The sequence below is a fragment of the Spirillospora sp. NPDC048823 genome, from assembly GCF_043198445.1.
Lineage (GTDB): Bacteria > Actinomycetota > Actinomycetes > Streptosporangiales > Streptosporangiaceae > Spirillospora.
In genome coordinates this window covers 132,593-149,940 of sequence record NZ_JBICUT010000010.1, presented here as the reverse complement: position 1 = coordinate 149,940, position 17,348 = coordinate 132,593, and the positions used below count along the sequence as shown (strand labels likewise).

The 17,348-nt window shown below is 70.6% G+C and carries 13 protein-coding genes; 8 read left to right on the top strand and 5 right to left on the bottom strand.

All coding sequences use genetic code 11. The features are described from left to right. Window positions 1-58 precede the first annotated feature (58 nt). Both ACGFK0_RS23275 and ACGFK0_RS23270 read right to left on the bottom strand, forming a co-directional pair. Window positions 59-634, bottom strand: a complete 576-nt coding sequence (locus tag ACGFK0_RS23275; protein WP_392907971.1) for a hypothetical protein — start codon at window positions 632-634, stop codon at window positions 59-61. After that, entirely contained in the window at window positions 628-885 is a 258-nt protein-coding gene (locus tag ACGFK0_RS23270) for a hypothetical protein (protein WP_392907969.1), read from the bottom strand. Before ACGFK0_RS23270 ends, ACGFK0_RS23275 begins: the two co-directional genes overlap by 7 nt. Before the next feature lie 64 nt (window positions 886-949). Between ACGFK0_RS23270 and ACGFK0_RS23265 the strand changes: the two genes are divergently transcribed. Beyond that, on the top strand, window positions 950-1,870 hold the full coding sequence (locus ACGFK0_RS23265; RefSeq protein WP_392907967.1) for a Scr1 family TA system antitoxin-like transcriptional regulator: 921 nt from the start codon (window positions 950-952) through the stop codon (window positions 1,868-1,870). Continuing rightward, window positions 1,857-2,147, top strand: a complete 291-nt coding sequence (locus ACGFK0_RS23260) for a DUF397 domain-containing protein (RefSeq protein WP_392907964.1) — start codon at window positions 1,857-1,859, stop codon at window positions 2,145-2,147. Before ACGFK0_RS23265 ends, ACGFK0_RS23260 begins: the two co-directional genes overlap by 14 nt. On the opposite strand, the gene ACGFK0_RS23255 is transcribed toward ACGFK0_RS23260, so the two are convergent. The 3 genes from ACGFK0_RS23255 to ACGFK0_RS23245 all read right to left on the bottom strand — a co-directional run bounded on the left by ACGFK0_RS23255 (window position 2,107) and on the right by ACGFK0_RS23245 (window position 6,365). Then, on the bottom strand, window positions 2,107-4,221 hold the full coding sequence (locus tag ACGFK0_RS23255; protein ID WP_392907961.1) for a hypothetical protein: 2,115 nt from the start codon (window positions 4,219-4,221) through the stop codon (window positions 2,107-2,109). The two genes, ACGFK0_RS23260 and ACGFK0_RS23255, sit on opposite strands and share 41 nt — an antisense overlap. Before the next feature lie 616 nt (window positions 4,222-4,837). Continuing rightward, window positions 4,838-5,863, bottom strand: coding sequence for a hypothetical protein (locus ACGFK0_RS23250; RefSeq protein ID WP_392907959.1), 1,026 nt, complete (start codon window positions 5,861-5,863; stop codon window positions 4,838-4,840). Between the two features lie 49 nt (window positions 5,864-5,912). After that, window positions 5,913-6,365 carry a hypothetical protein gene (locus ACGFK0_RS23245; protein ID WP_392907957.1) on the bottom strand — a complete coding sequence of 151 codons (453 nt, stop codon included), beginning with the start codon at window positions 6,363-6,365 and terminating at the stop codon, window positions 5,913-5,915. A gap of 168 nt (window positions 6,366-6,533) precedes the next feature. On the opposite strand from ACGFK0_RS23245, the gene ACGFK0_RS23240 reads away from it, so the two are divergent. The 6 genes from ACGFK0_RS23240 to ACGFK0_RS23215 all read left to right on the top strand — a co-directional run bounded on the left by ACGFK0_RS23240 (window position 6,534) and on the right by ACGFK0_RS23215 (window position 17,299). After that, complete coding sequence (locus tag ACGFK0_RS23240; protein ID WP_392907955.1) at window positions 6,534-6,905, top strand: recombinase family protein; 372 nt, start codon at window positions 6,534-6,536, stop codon at window positions 6,903-6,905. Next, window positions 6,868-6,999, top strand: coding sequence for a helix-turn-helix domain-containing protein (locus tag ACGFK0_RS23235; protein WP_392908269.1), 132 nt, complete (start codon window positions 6,868-6,870; stop codon window positions 6,997-6,999). The genes ACGFK0_RS23240 and ACGFK0_RS23235 overlap by 38 nt, the downstream gene beginning before the upstream one ends. 211 nt (window positions 7,000-7,210) lie before the next feature. Then, on the top strand, window positions 7,211-11,059 hold the full coding sequence (locus ACGFK0_RS23230; protein ID WP_392907952.1) for a PglY protein: 3,849 nt from the start codon (window positions 7,211-7,213) through the stop codon (window positions 11,057-11,059). Continuing rightward, on the top strand, window positions 11,056-13,866 hold the full coding sequence (pglZ, locus tag ACGFK0_RS23225) for a BREX-2 system phosphatase PglZ (protein ID WP_392907949.1): 2,811 nt from the start codon (window positions 11,056-11,058) through the stop codon (window positions 13,864-13,866). Before ACGFK0_RS23230 ends, pglZ begins: the two co-directional genes overlap by 4 nt. Next, window positions 13,863-15,209, top strand: coding sequence for a BREX system ATP-binding protein BrxD (gene brxD / locus ACGFK0_RS23220; protein WP_392907946.1), 1,347 nt, complete (start codon window positions 13,863-13,865; stop codon window positions 15,207-15,209). Before pglZ ends, brxD begins: the two co-directional genes overlap by 4 nt. Next, the gene (locus tag ACGFK0_RS23215; protein ID WP_392907944.1) at window positions 15,206-17,299 is read left to right on the top strand and encodes a DEAD/DEAH box helicase; all 2,094 of its coding nucleotides are present in this window, start codon (window positions 15,206-15,208) and stop codon (window positions 17,297-17,299) included. Before brxD ends, ACGFK0_RS23215 begins: the two co-directional genes overlap by 4 nt. Window positions 17,300-17,348: the final 49 nt, after the last annotated feature.

The window sequence follows — 17,348 nt, the reverse complement described above, 5'->3', positions numbered from 1 at the left end:
TGTGGAAGCCGCGCGGCGGGGAGCCGGGGGCGTCTCCCGGCCGCGCGGCGGCTTGCGGTCACCTCTCCGGGCGGGCCTCGAGGACGGCCTGGACGAGGTCGTCAGGGTCGGCTGCGTTGACGATCTGCCATTGCGTCCCTCCGGGGATCAGTGCCCACCACTCCTTGGTGGAGAGACCCCACCAGCAGATGACGCCAGCGAAACGCTCTTGCAGCTTGGCGACGGTCACCGCTTGAGCCGGGTCCGGAGCGCTCGGGATGTCAGGGCACGTCACGTCGATCGCTGTCTCCCGGTGTGTCCGGGCGGCGAGCACGGCGGTGACGAACGGGATGAGGATGCGGGTGATCCTCGCGGCGGCGAGGCCGGGCCGATTGTATGGCGCGAGATTCTCTCCCGTGCTCGACTGGTACCACCACGTACGAGACGTCGATTCGTGGACGAGGCTGACGCTTTCCCCGAAATGGGGCACAGCGGGATCGAATACCCGGAGAAGCGGGTGCGGCCCGTCGTAGCGGCGGAGGGTTTGCCAGCCCTCGCGGATAACTTCCGTTGAGAGCCTGTCGAGATGGGTCGTTACAGAGGAAGTGGGGGACGACCCAGCGCGATCCTGCGATACGTTCCATCGCTTTACCATCGGTCCCACCTACTGCGCTGCCCCGTGGTGCGCTTGGTTACGCGACTGAGTTCGATGGTCAGTGCCTTACGTAGCTCTTCTGCGCTGTTGCGTACAACGGTCGGCTCTATGCCGGCCTTGGGGTCGTGCAGAGTGGCGACCCAGTCGCCGAGCTTTCCGTCGTAGCGCGTCGCACGCCAGATTCGATGTCCCTGGAAGTCTTGGCGGAGCTGGGCCAGCGCCTGGTCAGCGGGGTTGACGGACGTGTTCATGATCGTTTAACTTTCCTGCTGGATTTCTCTCCGTAATGACTCCCCATCTTTGTGTGATCGGGTTATGGTCTGGAAGGGAAAGAAGCCCAACAAAAGAAGCCTTGGATGGGCGGTTGGAAAGTCGCCCCACTTTCGGATCTTGGAGGTCCTTATGCCTCGCCGTCCTCGTGACCCCGGCACCCCGTCCTCTCCCGTCGAGTACTTCGGTGTCGAGTTGCGTGCCTATCGCGAGGCGGCCGGTATGTCCCGTCCACAACTTGCCCAAAAGCTCGGATACACGCCCCAGTGGATCGGTCAGGTCGAGGCGGGTCAAAACGGACCATCTGACAAATTTGCCATAGACTGCGATACGTGCTTCGCGACCAACGGGACGTTCTACCGCCTATGGGGGTGGATCCAAGAACTCGGCAAACTTCAGGTTCTCCCTCCTGGGTTCCGTCCCTATGCCGAGGCAGAAGGCGACGCGTCCTACGTCAAGGCGTTCGCGCCGTTGCTCGTGCCTGGGCTACTGCAGACACCTGAGTACGCACGGGCAGTGCTGGAGGTAGGTCAGCGGGCCGAGAAACTCGAGGAGTTGCTCACAGTACGGCTGGAGAGGCAGGTGTTGTTGACGCGGGCCGATTCCCCGCTGTTCCTCTTCGTCCTGGGTGAGTACGTCGTCCGGAGGCTTGTAGGAAGTCGCGAGGTGATGTGCGGGCAACTCGAACACCTCTTGACCATGGCAAGCGAACCGCACATCACACTCCAGATCGTCCGAGACGATGCTCCCGTCTATCAAGCGAGCGGATTCGTGCTCCTGGAGTTCGAGGAACGCTCCCAAATGTGTTACATGGACAGCGGTGGTGGTTACGGCCCTCTACTGGAGAGCCCTCGCGACGTGAACGAGCGTGCCGTAGCCTTCGATCAAGTGCGATCTGCTGCACTACCAGCTGGCGACTCCGTGCGGTTCGTTCGTGCGGTCATGGAGGGGTATGAGCGTGGTTAACCTGTCGTCCTGCATCTGGCGCAAGAGCAGTCGCAGCGACTCATCGGGTGCGGAGTGCGTCGAGGTCGCATCGGTTCCGGTTGAGTGGCAGAAGAGCAGCTACAGCACTAATACCGGTGACCAGTGTGTCGAGGTGGCGGACTTGGTGGCGGCGGTGGCGGTGCGGGATTCGAAGGACCCGGACGGGCCGAAGCTGGTCTTCGGGCCGGGTGCGTGGCAGGCGTTCGCGGGCCGCGTCAAGGGCGGGCACCTCGACTTGAGCTGGCCAGAGCGGTGAACGCCTTGCCTATCTCGTGGTGGGCGCCGAGTTCGGTCTGCGCGTCGATGGCGTCGGCGGCGGCATCGAGAGCGCGGGACGGGTCGGTCCAGGCGAGCAGCTCGGCCCGGTTGGTCTTGATGTCGGCCTGGCCGATGATGGCGCCCGCCCGCGCGTAGAGCTCGGCGGCCGCCTCCAGGGACCGGGCGGACGCGTCGAGGTCGAACCCGAACCGGTATCCGAGATGCTGGAGGCGGACCACGTCGCCGCGCAGCACCAGGTCGTCGTCCGGGGCGTCGGCGAGTATCTGCTGGGTGATGGACAGCGCGTCCCCGAACCGGCCCTGGCACATGTCGAGGTCCGCCATGCAGAAACCCGCCCGCAGGCGGACAGGACCGGAGTGGTGATCCCACACCTGACGGAAGAGGCGCTGCGCTTCACCGGTCGCACCGGCGATGCGGCGGCCGTGCGCGCCCGCCAGGGCGAGGCGCGCGCCCGGCGCGCAATCCAGCGGCCAGTCGATGGCCGGGGTGAGCCGTATGGCGGCCTCTGCGTCCCCGAGAAGGACGGCCGACTCGGCCTCCAGGCAGAGTGCCGTCTGGGCGAGGTCCGGGTCGCCGGAACCCGCGTCCAGGAAGTCGCGCAGGTCCTGCGTCACCCCGTCGACGCCTTGCTTGCCGCCGTGTGACATGGCCTGGTCCGCATACGCGAGGATGCCCGCGCCGTCGAGGTCGCCCGCGTGCAGACCGCAGTAGGCGGCCTCGCGGACGGCACGGGCGCGGGTGGCGACGCCGTCCTCGGCCGTGTGGTCGCCGCCGACGCGGGAGTCCCAGACGTGCCGGAGCGAGGCATGGACGTCCCGGACGGTGTCCTGGGACAGCCTGGCATGCAGTGCAGCGCGCATGAGCTGGTGAAGTCGGCGGCCGTGGGCGCCGGCCGGGTAGACGAACGAGTAGGCGGTCAGCGACTCCCAGGCCACCCGGTGCCGGGGCAGGTCGAAGGCGTCCGCCACGGCCTGGAAGATCTCATAGTCGAAGATCCGGGCGACGCTCAGCAGTTCGAGCGTGCGGATCTCGTCGGGGGCTACGTGGGCCAGGAAGCGTTGCAGGATCTCCTCGGAGGAGACCGCCGCCGCCTGCCTGGCCGTCGTGCGGGTGTCCACGGCCAGGTGAAGGTAGAAGGGCACGCCCTGGCTGGCGGTCGCGATCGCCTGGCGTGCGACGTGGTCGGTGATGCCGCCGTCCGCCAGCAGCTCCAGCCGGGCCGGCATCGGCAGGCCGTCCACGCGCTGGTGGTGGATCGCCTCGTTCCAGGCGGGGTCGTGCGCCGCCCAGGAGAGTGGTTCGCGGCTGGCCATGACGACCAAGCCCCTATCGAGCTGGGCGATAAGGTCGCGGAGCCAGACGTCCTGGGTCAACGCGTGGCCCGACGGCGCCGGGGCGGGGACGAGCGCCTCATAGGCGTCCACGAAGATGATGTAGGGCCGGTCGGAGCCGTCCCGCAGGTCCTCGGCGAAAAGGTAGGTGACGGCGTCGGCGAGTTCGGCGTTGGTGAGGTCGTCCAGCTGCCTGAGCGTGTCGTCGGACTTGATCCGCTGCCGCTGCCTCCTCCCGCTCGTGGCCTTGCCGAGCAGGCGCAGCAGACCCACGCCGGTGCCGAACACGGGGACGCCGGCCGCGCCGTCGAGGATCTGGGAAAGTGCTTCGCTCTCGTCCACGAACGGGAGTTCCTTGCTGGACAGCCGCAGGTGCGGATGGAGGCGCTGCCACAGGACGGCGTAGGCGATGTCGAAACGGTCGAAACGCACCCCCTGGCGGCCGAGTTCGACGCGCAGGACCGCCAGGGCGTCCTCCTGCTGCCGCATCGCGGGCACCTGCAGGTCGATCGTCGCGGTCCGGTGCGTCTCGGCGCTGCGCTGCTTGAGTTCCTGCAAGAGGCGGGACTTGCCGATGCCGCCGACCCCGACCACGTTGAACACGCACGGTGAGCCCAGCCGGGTTCCTAAGAGCTCGGCGAACGCGGCCATCACCGCCTCCCTGTCCACAAACGGACGGTGCAGCGCGGCCACCCGCCGGAAACGAGGTTCGAGGGGCATGAACGTCTCTCCCGAGGGGTACCGGTGGTTTCTTCCCATCCGCCGCGCTCTGGACGGCAACGAGTTCCGCACCGACCATAACGGGGCCCGGCGGACAGTGCATGGCGCGAGCGTGGTCGATGCGTTCCGCAGGACGCCCGAGGGGGTGGACTTTGGTCGCGCCCACGGACGAGCACACCGATCGAGGGCGTTCGCGGCCCCGGAGCGCCCCATCTGGCGATTCCTCGCGTCCCCCCTTGGTCGGCCCTGGTTCTCGCGCTCCGCCGTTCCCGCCGGGGCCGGGGGAGCCATCCCCCGGTTGCGTCAGCCGCAGGTCAGGGCCACCAGCCTTTGAGGTAGCGGTGAGGTAGCCGCCGCCGTCCAGGGATCAGTGGAGTCGATCCAGGCGCGTTACCTGAGCGCGCTCGGCGTCGTCGGGCGCCCGGTCGGTGCGGTTGATCCGTCGGAGTTCCCGGACCGGATCACCGAGTTGGCGTGGAACGACCTGGCGGCGAGGTGCCGCTGCCGCCCGCCGCGGCGATGACCAAGGACGGTCGGGTGCGTCGCTACCCGACCGTCCTTGCGAAAGATCGAGGGTTTGGGTGCGGGCCCGCAGCCCGCTGTCATTGCGACTCGGTTATCCGCCGCTGGTCTGGGTCGCTTCCGCGAGTGCCGCGGTCCGCTTGGCCACCTGTTTTTTCAAGGGGGCGAGGGTAGCGGTGTGCTTCGCAATCGCGGCCTTCTGGTAGCCCTTCTCGATAGCGGTCAAGGTGGGAACGTACTCCACGTGTTTCTGGCAGGCGACGTCGGCGACTGCTGTCTCGATCTCTGCTTTCGCTACGGGCTGATTGAGATCGAAGGCGGCAGCGGCCTTCAGCGGACTGGTGTAGCGGTCATGGCCCTTGTCGGTCATGCACTGCCGCCATGCGTCGTTCGCCTTGAGTGCCCTGGAATCCTGAACGGTCTTAAGGAAAGCCTTCTGGTTCAGCTCTGCTGCGATCTGATTGGCCTTCGCCACCTGCCGTGTCTGGGAGGTGAACAGCAGCTTGCGATCGGTCTGGCCAGCGCATCCCCCAGGCGGAATCGCTTTGCCGTGGTAGTCGCCGGGTGAGTCCTTCTGCGCCTGCGTATCGGGCATCTTTCCCACGGAAGCCGAGGCCGACGGCTTCCGGGTTCCGGTGAACACCCGGTACTTGTCCGGCGACATCGCCATTGGTGAGCTGTCGGACTCGTCACCGCTGTCAGCGGACCCTGTGGTCGGCTGCGGGGGCAGATGGTAGCCGAATCTGCTCGCGGCGACCGGGTCGCTGATTCCGTAGCGGCGGCTGCTGTTGACGGCGAACGACGCGGCGATGACCTCCGCCCGGTCAGTGTAGTGCGGAAGATAGGAAAGCCCGAACGCCTTCATGCAGTTGCGGTTCATGATGTTCCGCTGGTTGTGGAGCTGTGCCTGCTGGGCTCCACTGAGGTGATAGACGTCCAGCGGCATCGCGCTGCTGCGGACCGACGGTGTGTAGATCGTGGTGGTGGTGGGCTGCTCGGAGGAGCCTGCTGAGGCGGGGGTATCCGCCCCTGCCACGACGAAAGCGGCCGCTAGTGCGGTCGCGGCCGCGGTGCCGCCTCCGGCGATCAGAACTGCACGTCGCGACATCATGTTCGGCAAGGCTTCTCCTTTGTTGTCGCAGGGGATGGGGCTCGGCGGCGGTGGCCTGTCAGCACAGGTTGCCTCTCGACGTGGACGCCTCGTTGTTCCTGATGTAGCCGTTGAGGTTCCCCCATGAGCCTCCGCTGACCCAGTTGAAGTTGCCCGTGTAGTTCGGGTAGACCCAGACTGTCATGCCCTTGCAGTCGATGGCGGCCATCGACGCTGCGTTGTTGCGGATGTAGGTGTTCCACCCGGCGCAACTGCCGTCCCCACCTTGCGAGCAGTGGGCGAAGGTCCATTGACCGAGGTTGGGTGCTCTGTAGTTAAAGCTCCACACCGCATTGTTGCTTCCGAACCATGCGTTGGGGCTGTAGAAGATGCAGTAGGTCCCTCCTCCCTTGCATTGCGCGCCAGAGCCGGCTGTGACATTCCAGCCGGTAGCTTCCGCCGGAGTCGCCAGTGACGCTAAGGCCGTGAAGCCCGCCGCAGAAGCCACTGCCACGGACGTCAGTCGGGTCATGTTCTTGATCCATTGACGAAGCAAGCGACTCCACTCCCTTCGATCGGGGATATGCGGATGAACGCATACTTGACATCGCTACATGAGAGCGGGGACAGATGAGGCGATGCACGTAGGACCCGTGGCCCTGCATAGCGTTATCGCCAAATCACCCTTCGAGGGCTCTCCATGCTCGCTGTGGCGCTCATCGGTCTCGTCCGAGTCGGCACCGATAAGCAGAAGACCCAGAGGCAGCGCAGCGCCCTCGACCCGATCTGCCTGAAGGTGTTCGAGGAGCAGGCCAACGGGAAGCCCGCCGCCGAGGACCGGCCAGCGTTGCTGGACGCGCTGTCCCACATCCGCGACGGCGACATGCTGACCGTCCAGGAGGTCGACCGCCTCGGCCGCAACCTCCTCGAAGGGTTGATCGTCTTCAACGACCTGTTCCAGCGTGGTATCCGGCCTGGAGGTGGCCCGCCGGCGCGGCCGACTCGGCGGGCGGCCTCCGGTGGTCGACGACGACATGCGGGCCATGATCCTGGCCCGCCGCCGACGTGGTGAATCCATACGCACCATCGCGGCGGGGGTCAGGGTGTCGGTCGGCGTCGTTCACAAGACCCTGACCGAAGCCGAACGGGAACAGCGACGGCGCTGATCACGAAGGTCCCGGTGTGGCCGTGGTTCCCCCGGGCGGGCTGTTCTCGGCGGTCGCCGTGTTCCTTGTCATGGGGAACGCCGAGCATGGGGACGGCGAAGTGGTGCGAAAGCGCGAATGCGGTGGAGGCGGCGCCTCCGGGCCCCGCGCGGGACTATCTTTGGGGCCGCGGCAGGGGTGTGCGCGCAGGTGTGGCGAGGGGAGTCGACGGGTGGCGGAGCGGGCGGCGGAACTGTACCTGCGGGACGTCCTGGACATCCCCGAAGAGGTCCTCGCCGGTGACTACAAGGTCGAGCTGACCGGCGGGTTCGACGAGGCCGAGCAGCGCATCGACGAGTACGTCGTCACCGGGCAGCTCCGGCAGGCGTTCGGCGAGTCGCTGAACCTGGTGAAGGCGTCGGTGCGGTCCGGCACGTCGAACGCCGCCTACCTGCACGGGTCGTTCGGCTCCGGCAAGAGCCACTTCATGACCGTGCTGCACGCGCTGCTGGAGAGCCATCCGGCGGCGCGGCGCAAGGCGGAGTTCCAGGAGCTCGTCGCCGAGCACGACGACTGGCTGCGCGACCAGAAGTTCATGATGGTGCCGTTCCACCTGGTGGGCGTCACCGACCTGGACTCGGCGATCCTCGGCGGCTACGCGGCCGAGGCGCGGCGGCTCGGCCTGCCCAGCCCGCCCGTCCACCGGTCCGACGCCATGCTGCGGGACGCGCGCAGGCAGCGCGGCTTCCTCGCCGACGACGCCAGGTTCGCCCAATGGCTCGGCGGCTCCGCGCCCGCCCCGGCGGACCCCGACGACGACCTGCCCAACCTCGACCTGGGCGGCGCGTCCGGTCCCTCATGGAGCAGCGGCGACCTCGACCGCGCGTTCGACGCGCCGCCCGGCGACCCGCTGCGCACCGCCCTGGAGTCGGCGCTGCTCGACGGCCCGTTCTCCACCTACGCCTACGGCGCGCGCGGTGCGGCCGAGACCTACCTGCCGCTGGAGAACGGCCTGGCGGTGATGAGCCGGCACGCCCGCCAGCACGGCTACACCGGGCTGATCCTTTTCCTGGACGAGCTGATCCTGTGGCTCCAGGCGCACATGTCCAACCAGGAGAAGGTGAACAACGAGGTCAGCAAGCTGGTCAAGCTGATCGAGTCCGGGGACAGCGACCGCCCGGTGCCGATCGTGTCGTTCATCTCCCGGCAGCGGAACCTGTCCCAGCTCGTCGGCGAGGACGTCGTCGGCGCCGACGTCAAGAACCTCGAGGCGGCGGTGCAGTACCTCGCCGGGCGGTTCAAGGTCGTCAACCTGGAGGACCGCAACCTCCCCGAGATCATCAAGAAGCGGATCCTGCGCCCGAAGGCGGGCATGGAGACCGCCCTGGACGAGGCGTTCGCGAAGGTCGAGTCCTACAACGCGGCCGTCAAGGACGCGCTGCTGGACGCGCACGGCGCCACCCAGGCCGACTGGAACGACTTCCGTGACGTCTACCCCCTGTCGCCGGCGCTGCTGAACGTGCTCGTCGCCCTGTCGGGGGCGCTCCAGCGGGAACGCACCGGCCTGAAACTGCTCAACACGATGCTGTCGCGGCGGCGCGACGACCTGCGGCTCGGCGACCTCATCCCGCTCGGCGACCTGTGGGACGTCCTCGGCCACGACGTCGGCGAGGCGTTCACCGACCACCTCAAGCAGGAGGCCGACACCGCCCGGCACTTCCACGCCAAGGTCCGCGCGCACCTGCGGGAGAAGTACGGCTCCGAAGACCACAAGGACTTCCGCGCCGACGAACGGATCGTCAAGACGCTGATCCTGTCCGCGCTGGCGCCCGACGTGTCCGCGCTCAGCCGCCTCACCGGAGCCCGGCTCGCCGCCCTCAACCAGGGCTCCATCCAGTCGCGGCTGACCACGCCCGGCAGCGTCGTCGGCAACCGGCTGCGCGAGCTGATCGCCGCCGGGTTCGGCGAGATCCGCGCCGACGGCGACCGCGACCCGGTGTTCACCCTGCACCTGTCCGACCTGGACGTCGAGCCGCTGCTGGAGCAGGTCGGCGAGCAGGACAACCTCGGCGCCCGCCGCATCTGGGTGAAGAACCGGCTGTGGGAGCTGCTCGGCGTCACCGACACCGGCGCGTTCGTCTCCGAACGCGACATCGTGTGGCGGGGCAGCAGGCGCACGGTCGAGCTCGTCTTCGAGAACGTCCGCGACCCGGCCGCCCTGCCCGACGACCAGTTCAGGCCGTCGGTGGAGGGACGCATCCGGTTCGTCGTCGACTACCCCTTCGACGTGCCCGGCAAGTATCCGAGCGACGACGCCGGGCGGGTCGACGAGCTGCGCCGGGGCGGCTTCGAGGCCGACACGCTCGTCTGGCTGCCCGACCACCTGTCCACGCAGAAGGCCGCCCAGCTCGGGCGGCTGCTGAAGATTCGGTACCTGCTGGAACGCGACCGGCTCGACGACTACGCCTCGCACCTGGCCTCCGACCAGCGCATCCGCATCCGCCACCAGTTGCAGGCCCAGGCCGACAACCTCGCATCCCAGCTCACCGCCCTACTGCAGCAGCTCTACGGCATCTCCGGCGGCGACGACGGCAACGTGGCCGCCGAGGTCCACGACGGGCAGCACATCCTGTCGCTGCGGCCCGGCCACGACCGGCCGCGGCTCCAGGGCGGCGCCGGGTTCGAGTACAACATGCTGGCGCTGGCCGACGGCCTGTACTCCCGCATCTACCCCAAGCACCCCGACCTCGACCTGACGCACACGCGCAAGGCCGTCACCGTCGGGGAGCTCAAGACCGTCCTCGCCTGGATCACCAAGGCGATGGAGGACCGCTCCGGCCGCACCGTCGTCGACCGCGACAAGCTCGGCCTGCTCAAGCGGATCGTGCACCCCCTGGAACTCGGCGAGGTCCACGACGGGCCGCTGAACGTGTCCTTCGAATGGCGGCGGCGGATCGACCAGCTCGCCGTCCGCAACGGCCGGGCCGGCGGCGACTACCCCGTCGAGGAGATCCGCCAGTGGATCGCCGAGTACGGCTGGACCGGCCTCGACAAGCCCGTCTCCAACCTCATCATCGCCGTCTACGCGCTCCTCGCCGACCGCGACTGGGTGCTCAACGGGGGCAGGCCCGAGCAGTTCCCCGGCCTGGAGGCGGTCGGGAGCGGCTGGGCCCTGCGGGACCAGCCCAAACCGTCCGAGCAGCAGTACGCCGCGGCGCGGTCGCGTGCCGCCGCCGTCTTCGGCGTCCACGTCCCCGAGACCCTGTCCGGGCGCAACGTCCGCAACCTGGCCGAGCAGATCCGGGAGCAGACGCGGGACCTGGAGGCGCCCGTCAACGACGTGCGCAGGGCCCTGGAGGCCCACGCCACGGTCCTCGGCATCCCGGACCCTGGCACGCCGCGGCGCCGCACCGCCCGGCACGCCGCCGACCTGCTGGCCCGGCTGTCGGCCGTCCGCGACCAGAACACCCCCCTCGTCCAGGCGCTCGCGGACGCCGACTACGACGTCACCGACCAGGTGCTCGGATCCGCGCTGGTCTCCGCCCCGGCCGTGCTCCGCGCCCTCGACGCGGTCCAGTGGAACGTGCTGGAAGGCGTCGCCGGGTTCGCCGGAGGCGGCGACTCCATCAGCGGGCGGGCCGAACGGCTCGTCCGGGACCTCGCCGAGGCCGCGCGGGCCGACGAGTTCGTCCAGAGCCTTCCGCCCGTGCTGGAGGCGGCGAGCGAACAGGCCGTCGCACTGCTCACCGAGGCGACCCGCCGGCCGATCGTCGATCCCCAGCCGCCCGGTCCGACGGGCGAGCCGGGTGCGGGCGCAGGCGAGGGTGCGGGCGCAGGCGGGGGTGCGGGCCAGGTCAGCCTGACCGACCACGGCGACCCGGCCGTCTCGTCCGGATCCGATGCCGGCGTCCGCGACCACGGGCGCCGCCGCATCGAACCTGCGCGGCTCGAACAGACCCTCGAACAGGCCGTCGCGGGCATCGCCGCTGAGATCCGGGCGTTCGCCGAGGCCAACCCGGGCGTGCCCGTCGACATCGCCTGGCGGCCCGCCGACGGCACCGGCGCGGGGACCGGCGAATGAGCACGCCCCCCCTGATCGACCGGCGGGTGCTGGAGGCGCTGCTCGACATCGAACTGCCCAGGCGCGGCGCCGGAGACACCGCCCGGCTCGTCGTCGTCCACGGCCGGTACCGGGACGGCGCGCCCGCCGAGTTCGGCATCCGGTTCGGGGAGCGGCAGCGCCGCGTCCGGGTGAGCGACCAGACGTCCGTCCTCGGCATCGTCGACGCGTGGGAGCGCCACACGGCCGGGTCGGGCGACGGCTCCGACGCCATCCTCGTCATCACCACCGGGGTCGACGACCATCAGCTCGGCGCCGACCTGCGGGCCCACGCACTCGGCCGCCGGGCGCTCAGCGTCGACCGCGCGGAGATCGTCAAGCAGCGGTTCGGCGCCGCCGACCTCGACCCGCGCATCCGCCAGGAACCCTGGCTGATCGACGCGCTGCTGGACGCCGAACCTGCCGACGGCTGGCGCGTCCACCCCGCGGGGGAGCCATGGCGGCGCAGCGGGGGATCGGTGCTGACCCGGGACACCGCCGTCCGCGCACTGGTCGGGGCGCGGCTTGAGCCGTCCGGTGCGCTGCCCGGCGGCGGGGACGCCTCCGGGTACCGCGACCTGGACGTCGACTCGCTGCTCGCCTGGTCCCGCGTTCCGGGTGCGGCCCTGCGCTTCGCCGAACTGGCGGCCGACGAGCGGGCGGGCATCACTGCGTGGCTGCGGCGATACGTCGGGGACGCCGCCGCCGTCCTGCTCGCGCTCGTCGAGTCGGGCAAGGGCGAGGACGCGATGGCCCTCGGCGTCGTGGCCTCCGTACTCACCGACGCGGCGCGGACGCCCGACGCGGCGCTCGCGATCGGCGGCCTCTTCGCCGGCGTCACCCACGACACCGCCGACCTGCGGGCGTTCGCGTCCGCCGTCCAGGGCACCCTCGCCCGCTGGATCGGCGAAGCCGGGTCCGAACGGCGCGGGCACGAGACCGCGCGCGAGCGGGTCATGGCGGTGCTCGACCGCGCCGACGACCTCGCCCGCGCCGCGGGACTCGGGCAGGCCGCGGCGGAGCATCCCTTCCTGCCGTCCGGACTGGACGGGCGACTGCGCGCCTTCGCCTCCGCGCTCACCGAATCGCCGCGGGCCGCGGGCGAGGCGCTGAACGCCGTCCTGGACCACCGGCTGGCCGACCTGTTCGCCGACCGCTGCGGCGTCGCGGTGATGGCCGCCCGCCTGCGCCGGTGGCTCGACGCGCCCGGCTCCTCCGGCGTCGGCCCTTCAGTCGTCGGCTCCGTGGCCGGCGGTGTGGCCGGGCAGATGCGCGACGGGGGATGGGTCGACCGGGCGCTCACCGTGCTGTGGGGCGGCGACCCGGGCAACGATCCCGTACTCGGCCGCGCCTACCGGGACACCTACGAGAGCGCGGTGCGGCGCCGGGCGTCGCTCGACGAGGCGTTCGCCGCCCGGCTCGAAGACTGGGCAGCCGCCGCGGCCGCCGAAGCCCCCGGCGGGGCGCTCCTCGCGGAATCGGTGCTGGAGGAGATCGTGCTGCCGCTGGCCCGCGAGGCGGCGCCGCTCGTGCTCGTCCTCGACGGCATGAGCGCCTCCGTCGCCGCGCAACTCGGCGAGGAACTCGCCCGCGGCGGGCGATGGCTGGAGATCACCGCCGTGCCCGGCGCGCGGCGCGGCGCCGTCTCGATGATCCCCTCGGTGACGCGGGTGAGTCGCGCGTCCCTGCTCTGCGGGGCCGCGACGTCCGGTGGGCAGACCTCCGAGAGCGCGGGCTTCGCCGACTTCTGGAAACGCCGCCGCAGGGAGGCCGCGCTGTTCCACAAGGCCGCCATCGCGGGCGGGCCCGGACAGCGGCTCGCCCAGCCGCTGCTCGACGCGCTGGCGGGCGACGCCGTCGTCGGCGCCGTCCTCAACACCATCGACGACGCCCTCGACCACGACCGGGAAGGCGACCGGACGGGGTGGCGGACGTCCGACATCACCTTCCTGACCGACCTGCTGAACGCCGCCCGCGACTACAAGCGTCCCGTCGTGCTCGTCTCCGACCACGGGCACGTCCTCGAACGCGGCGGAAGGGAACCGGCACCGGCGCCCGATGCCGGGTCGGCGCGCTGGCGGACCGGCGAGCCGGGCGACGGCGAGATCGAACTGGCCGGGCCCCGGGTGCTGGAGGGCGGCGGCCGGGTCGTCGTCCCCTGGCGCGAGGACATCCGGTACACCCCGCGCAAGGCCGGCTACCACGGCGGCGCGAGCCTCGCCGAGATGACCGTTCCCGTGCTCGTCTTCATCCCGTCCGCCGACCTGGTGCCCAAGGGCTGGTCGATCCTGCCGCCGGAGCAGACCGTCCCCCGGTGGTGGACGGGGCGGGACGAGCCCGAGACCGCGGCGCCCGAGCCTCCCGCGCGGGCCGTCCCACGGCCGGGGACGCGGACCGCGCCGACGCAGAAGGAGGCGCTCTTCACGGTGGGGGAGGCCGCTCCCGCCCCGGCGGCCCCCGCCGCGCCCGACACCCTCGGAACCCGCGTCACCCGCTCACCCGTGTACGCGGGGCAGCGCAAGTACTTGCGCAAGGCCCCCGACGGCCGGCAGGTCGCCGCAATCATCGACGCCCTCGCCGACGCCGGGGGCCGCCTGTCGTCCGCCGCCGTCGGGGCCGCCGCGGCCGCGGCCGGGGGACGGGCCCCGCGCAACGCCGACCTGTTCATCACCGCCCTGCAACGCCTGCTCAACGTTGAGGGCTACCCAGTCCTCGGGCTGATCGACTCCGGCGCCACCGTCACACTGGAGACGGCACTGCTGCGCGAACAGTTCGGGGTGGACGAGTGACGGACGCACGGGCAACGGACGCACGGGCACCTGACACACGGGCGCAGGTCAGCGCCGTCCGCCGCCGGGAGGTCATCGACGCCCTGCGGCGCGGCACCGTCCCGCGCGCCGGGCTCGACCTGTTCGCCGTCGGCCTGGACCGGTTCGCGGGCGCGCTGGACGAGGACATCGCCGCCGTCGGCAAGGGCGGCTCGGCGTTCCGCGCCATCCGCGGCGAGTACGGCTCCGGCAAGACGTTCTTCGCCCGCTGGCTGGGGGAGCGCGCCAAACGCGCGGGGCTGGCCGTCGCCGAGATCCAGATCTCCGAGACCGAGACGCCGCTGCACCGGCTCGAAACCGTCTACCGGCGCCTCACCGAGCGGCTCACCACCGCCAGCCACCCCGCCGGGGCGCTGCGTCCGGTCATCGACCTGTGGTTCTACACCCTCGAAGAGGAAGTTCTCGACGCCGGTCAGGCCGCAGAGGACGACGCCGAAGGGCTCGCCCGCGCCGTCGACGTGCTGATGGAGCAGCGCCTCGCCGCCGTCGCCCGCACCACCCCCGCGTTCGCCGCCGCGTTGCGCGGCTACCGCAAGGCGTCCGAAACCGGCGACACCGCCACCGCCGAGGCGCTGATCGCCTGGCTCGGCGGGCAGAAATCGGTGGCCGCCGCGGCTGTGCGGCACGTCGCCGGCGTCCGCGGCGACCTCGACCACTACGGCGCGCTCGGCTTCCTCCAAGGGCTTCTCACCGTGCTGCGCGACTGCGGCCACCCCGGGCTGCTGGTCGTCCTCGACGAGATCGAGACGTTGCAGCGTGTGCGGAGCGACGTCCGTGAGAAGGGGCTGAACGCGCTGCGGCAACTGCTGGACGAGATCGACGGCGGCCGGTTCCCCGGACTGTTCCTCGTCATCACCGGCACCCCGGCGTTCTTCGACGGCCGCCAGGGCGTCCAGCGGCTCGCGCCGCTCGCCCAGCGTCTCGCCACCGACTTCACCACCGACGCCCGGTTCGACTCGCCTCGTGCCGTGCAGCTCCGCCTTACCGGCTTCGACCTGCCCAAGCTGGAGGAACTGGGGCGCGGCGTCCGTGACCTGTACGCCGCCGGGAGCACCGAGATCACCGCCCGCGTCGACGACGCCTACATCGCCGACCTCGCCGCCGCCGTCACCGGCGGCCTCGGCGGCAAGGTCGGCGTGGCGCCCCGCGTCTTCCTGCGCAAGCTCGTCGCCGACGTCCTCGACCGCGTCGCGGAGTTCCCCGACTTCGACCCGCGCCGCGACTACGCCCTCACGCTCTCTGCGGCGGAACTGACCGAGACCGAACGCAACGCCGCCGGGGACGTGCCCCTGGACCTGCCGTGACCGCGCCCGCCGACCGGCTCTCGCCGGTGCTTGTGCACCACATCGTCAACACCCTCGGCTGGCGGTCGCTGCGGCCGTTGCAGGAACGCGCCATCGGGCCGGTGCTCGACGGCGACGACGCCGTCCTGCTCGCCCCCACCGCGGGCGGCAAGACCGAGGCCGCGGCGTTCCCGCTGCTGTCGGCGATGGACGGAGGCGGCTGGACCGGCCTTTCGGTGCTGTACGTGTGCCCGTTGAAGGCCCTGCTCAACAACCTGCTGCCGCGCCTGGAGACCTACGCGGGCTGGGTCGGCCGCCGCGCCGCCCTCTGGCACGGAGACGTCCCCGCGACGGCCCGCCGCCGCATTCTCACCGACCCCCCGGACATCCTGCTCACCACCCCCGAATCGCTGGAGGCGATGCTGCTCAGCGTGAAGGTCGACCAGCACCGGCTCTTCGCCGACCTTCGCGCGATCGTCGTCGACGAGGTCCACGCCTTCGCCGGAGACGACCGCGGATGGCACCTCCTCGCCGTCCTCGAACGCCTGACGCGCCTGGCGGGGCGTCCCATCCAGCGCATCGGGCTGTCGGCCACGGTCGGCAACCCGGACGAGCTTCTGGCCTGGCTTCAGGGCACCAACCGCGGACCGGCACGCGTCGTCGCACCCGAAACGCCGACCGTCCAGGACAATGCCGTCGAACTGGACTATGTCGGCTCCGTCCCGAACGCCGCCACCGTCATCGCCTCCCTCCACCGGGGCGAGAAACGCCTCGTCTTCTGCGACTCCCGCCAGCTCGTCGAGGAACTCGGCGCCGCACTGCACGCCCGCGGCGTCACCACCTTCCTGTCGCACGCCTCCCTCTCACTCGACGAGCGGCGCCGCGCCGAGGAGGCGTTCGCCGACGCCCGCGACTGCGTCATCGTCTCGACCAGCACCCTCGAACTCGGCATCGACGTCGGCGACCTCGACCGCGTCATCCAGATCAACGCCCCGCCCACGGTCGCCGCGTTCCTGCAACGCCTCGGCCGGACCGGACGGCGACCGGGCACCACGCGCAACTGCCTCTTCCTGACCCTCGACCAGGACTCCCTCCTGTCCGCGGCCGCCCTGACGCTGCTGTGGAGCCGCGGATACGTCGAACCGGTCCAGGCGCCCCCGGAACCGCGTCACATCGTCGCCCAGCAGTTCCTCGCCCTCTGCCTGCAAGAGCACAAGGTCGGGAACCGCCTGTGGGCCGAACACTGGAACGGCCTGGCGCCGTTCGACCGCAGCGCCGAACCGATCGTCCGCCACCTCGTCCAACACGGATACGTCGAGCAGGACGGCGAGTACCTGTTCATCGGCCCCGCCGCCGAGGAGAAGTTCGGCCGCCGCCACTTCATGGACATGACCGCCGTCTTCACCGCGCCGCCGGAGTTCACCGTCCTGTCCGGCCGCCAGGAGATCGGCCGGACCGACCCAATGCTCCTCACCGAGCGCGTCGAGGGACCCCGCGTCCTGCTCCTGGCCGGGCGCAGCTGGCAGGTCACCTGGGTCGACTGGAAACGCCGCCGCTGCTACGTCGAACCGTCCGACCGCCCCGGAAAGGCCCGCTGGTACGGCACTGCGTTCAGCGGGTCCAGCTTCGCCCTCACCCGCGCCTGCCGGGACGTCCTCCTCGGCGCCGACCCGCCCGTCACCATGACCGAACGGGCCGTCCGCTACCTCGCCAAGACCCGCGACGCCGCCACCTCCACCGTGCACCCCGGCGGCACCGTCATCACCCGCGACGGCGACGACGTCCGCTGGTGGAACTGGGCCGGCTACAAGGCCAACGCCGTCCTGGTCGCCACCCTCTCCGGCCTGACCGACGAGAAGCAGCGGTTCGAGGACGAGTGGGTACGCCTGCGCCCCGACCTCACCCGCGACATGTGGAAAGCCGGAACCGCCGACGCCGCCGACCGGCTCTGCCTCCCCGACATCGACGAACGCGCCCTGCGCGGCCTCAAGTTCAACGAGGCCCTCCCCACCCGCCTCGCCACCGCCACCCTCGCCGCCCGCCTCGCCGACCTGGACGCCGCCCTGACCGCCCTCACCGACCCCGTCCGCTTCACCGCCGAGCCAGGATGACCGAGGGGGCACTGACGACGCATCCGGCGGGTGTCCGTCCGCAGAATTG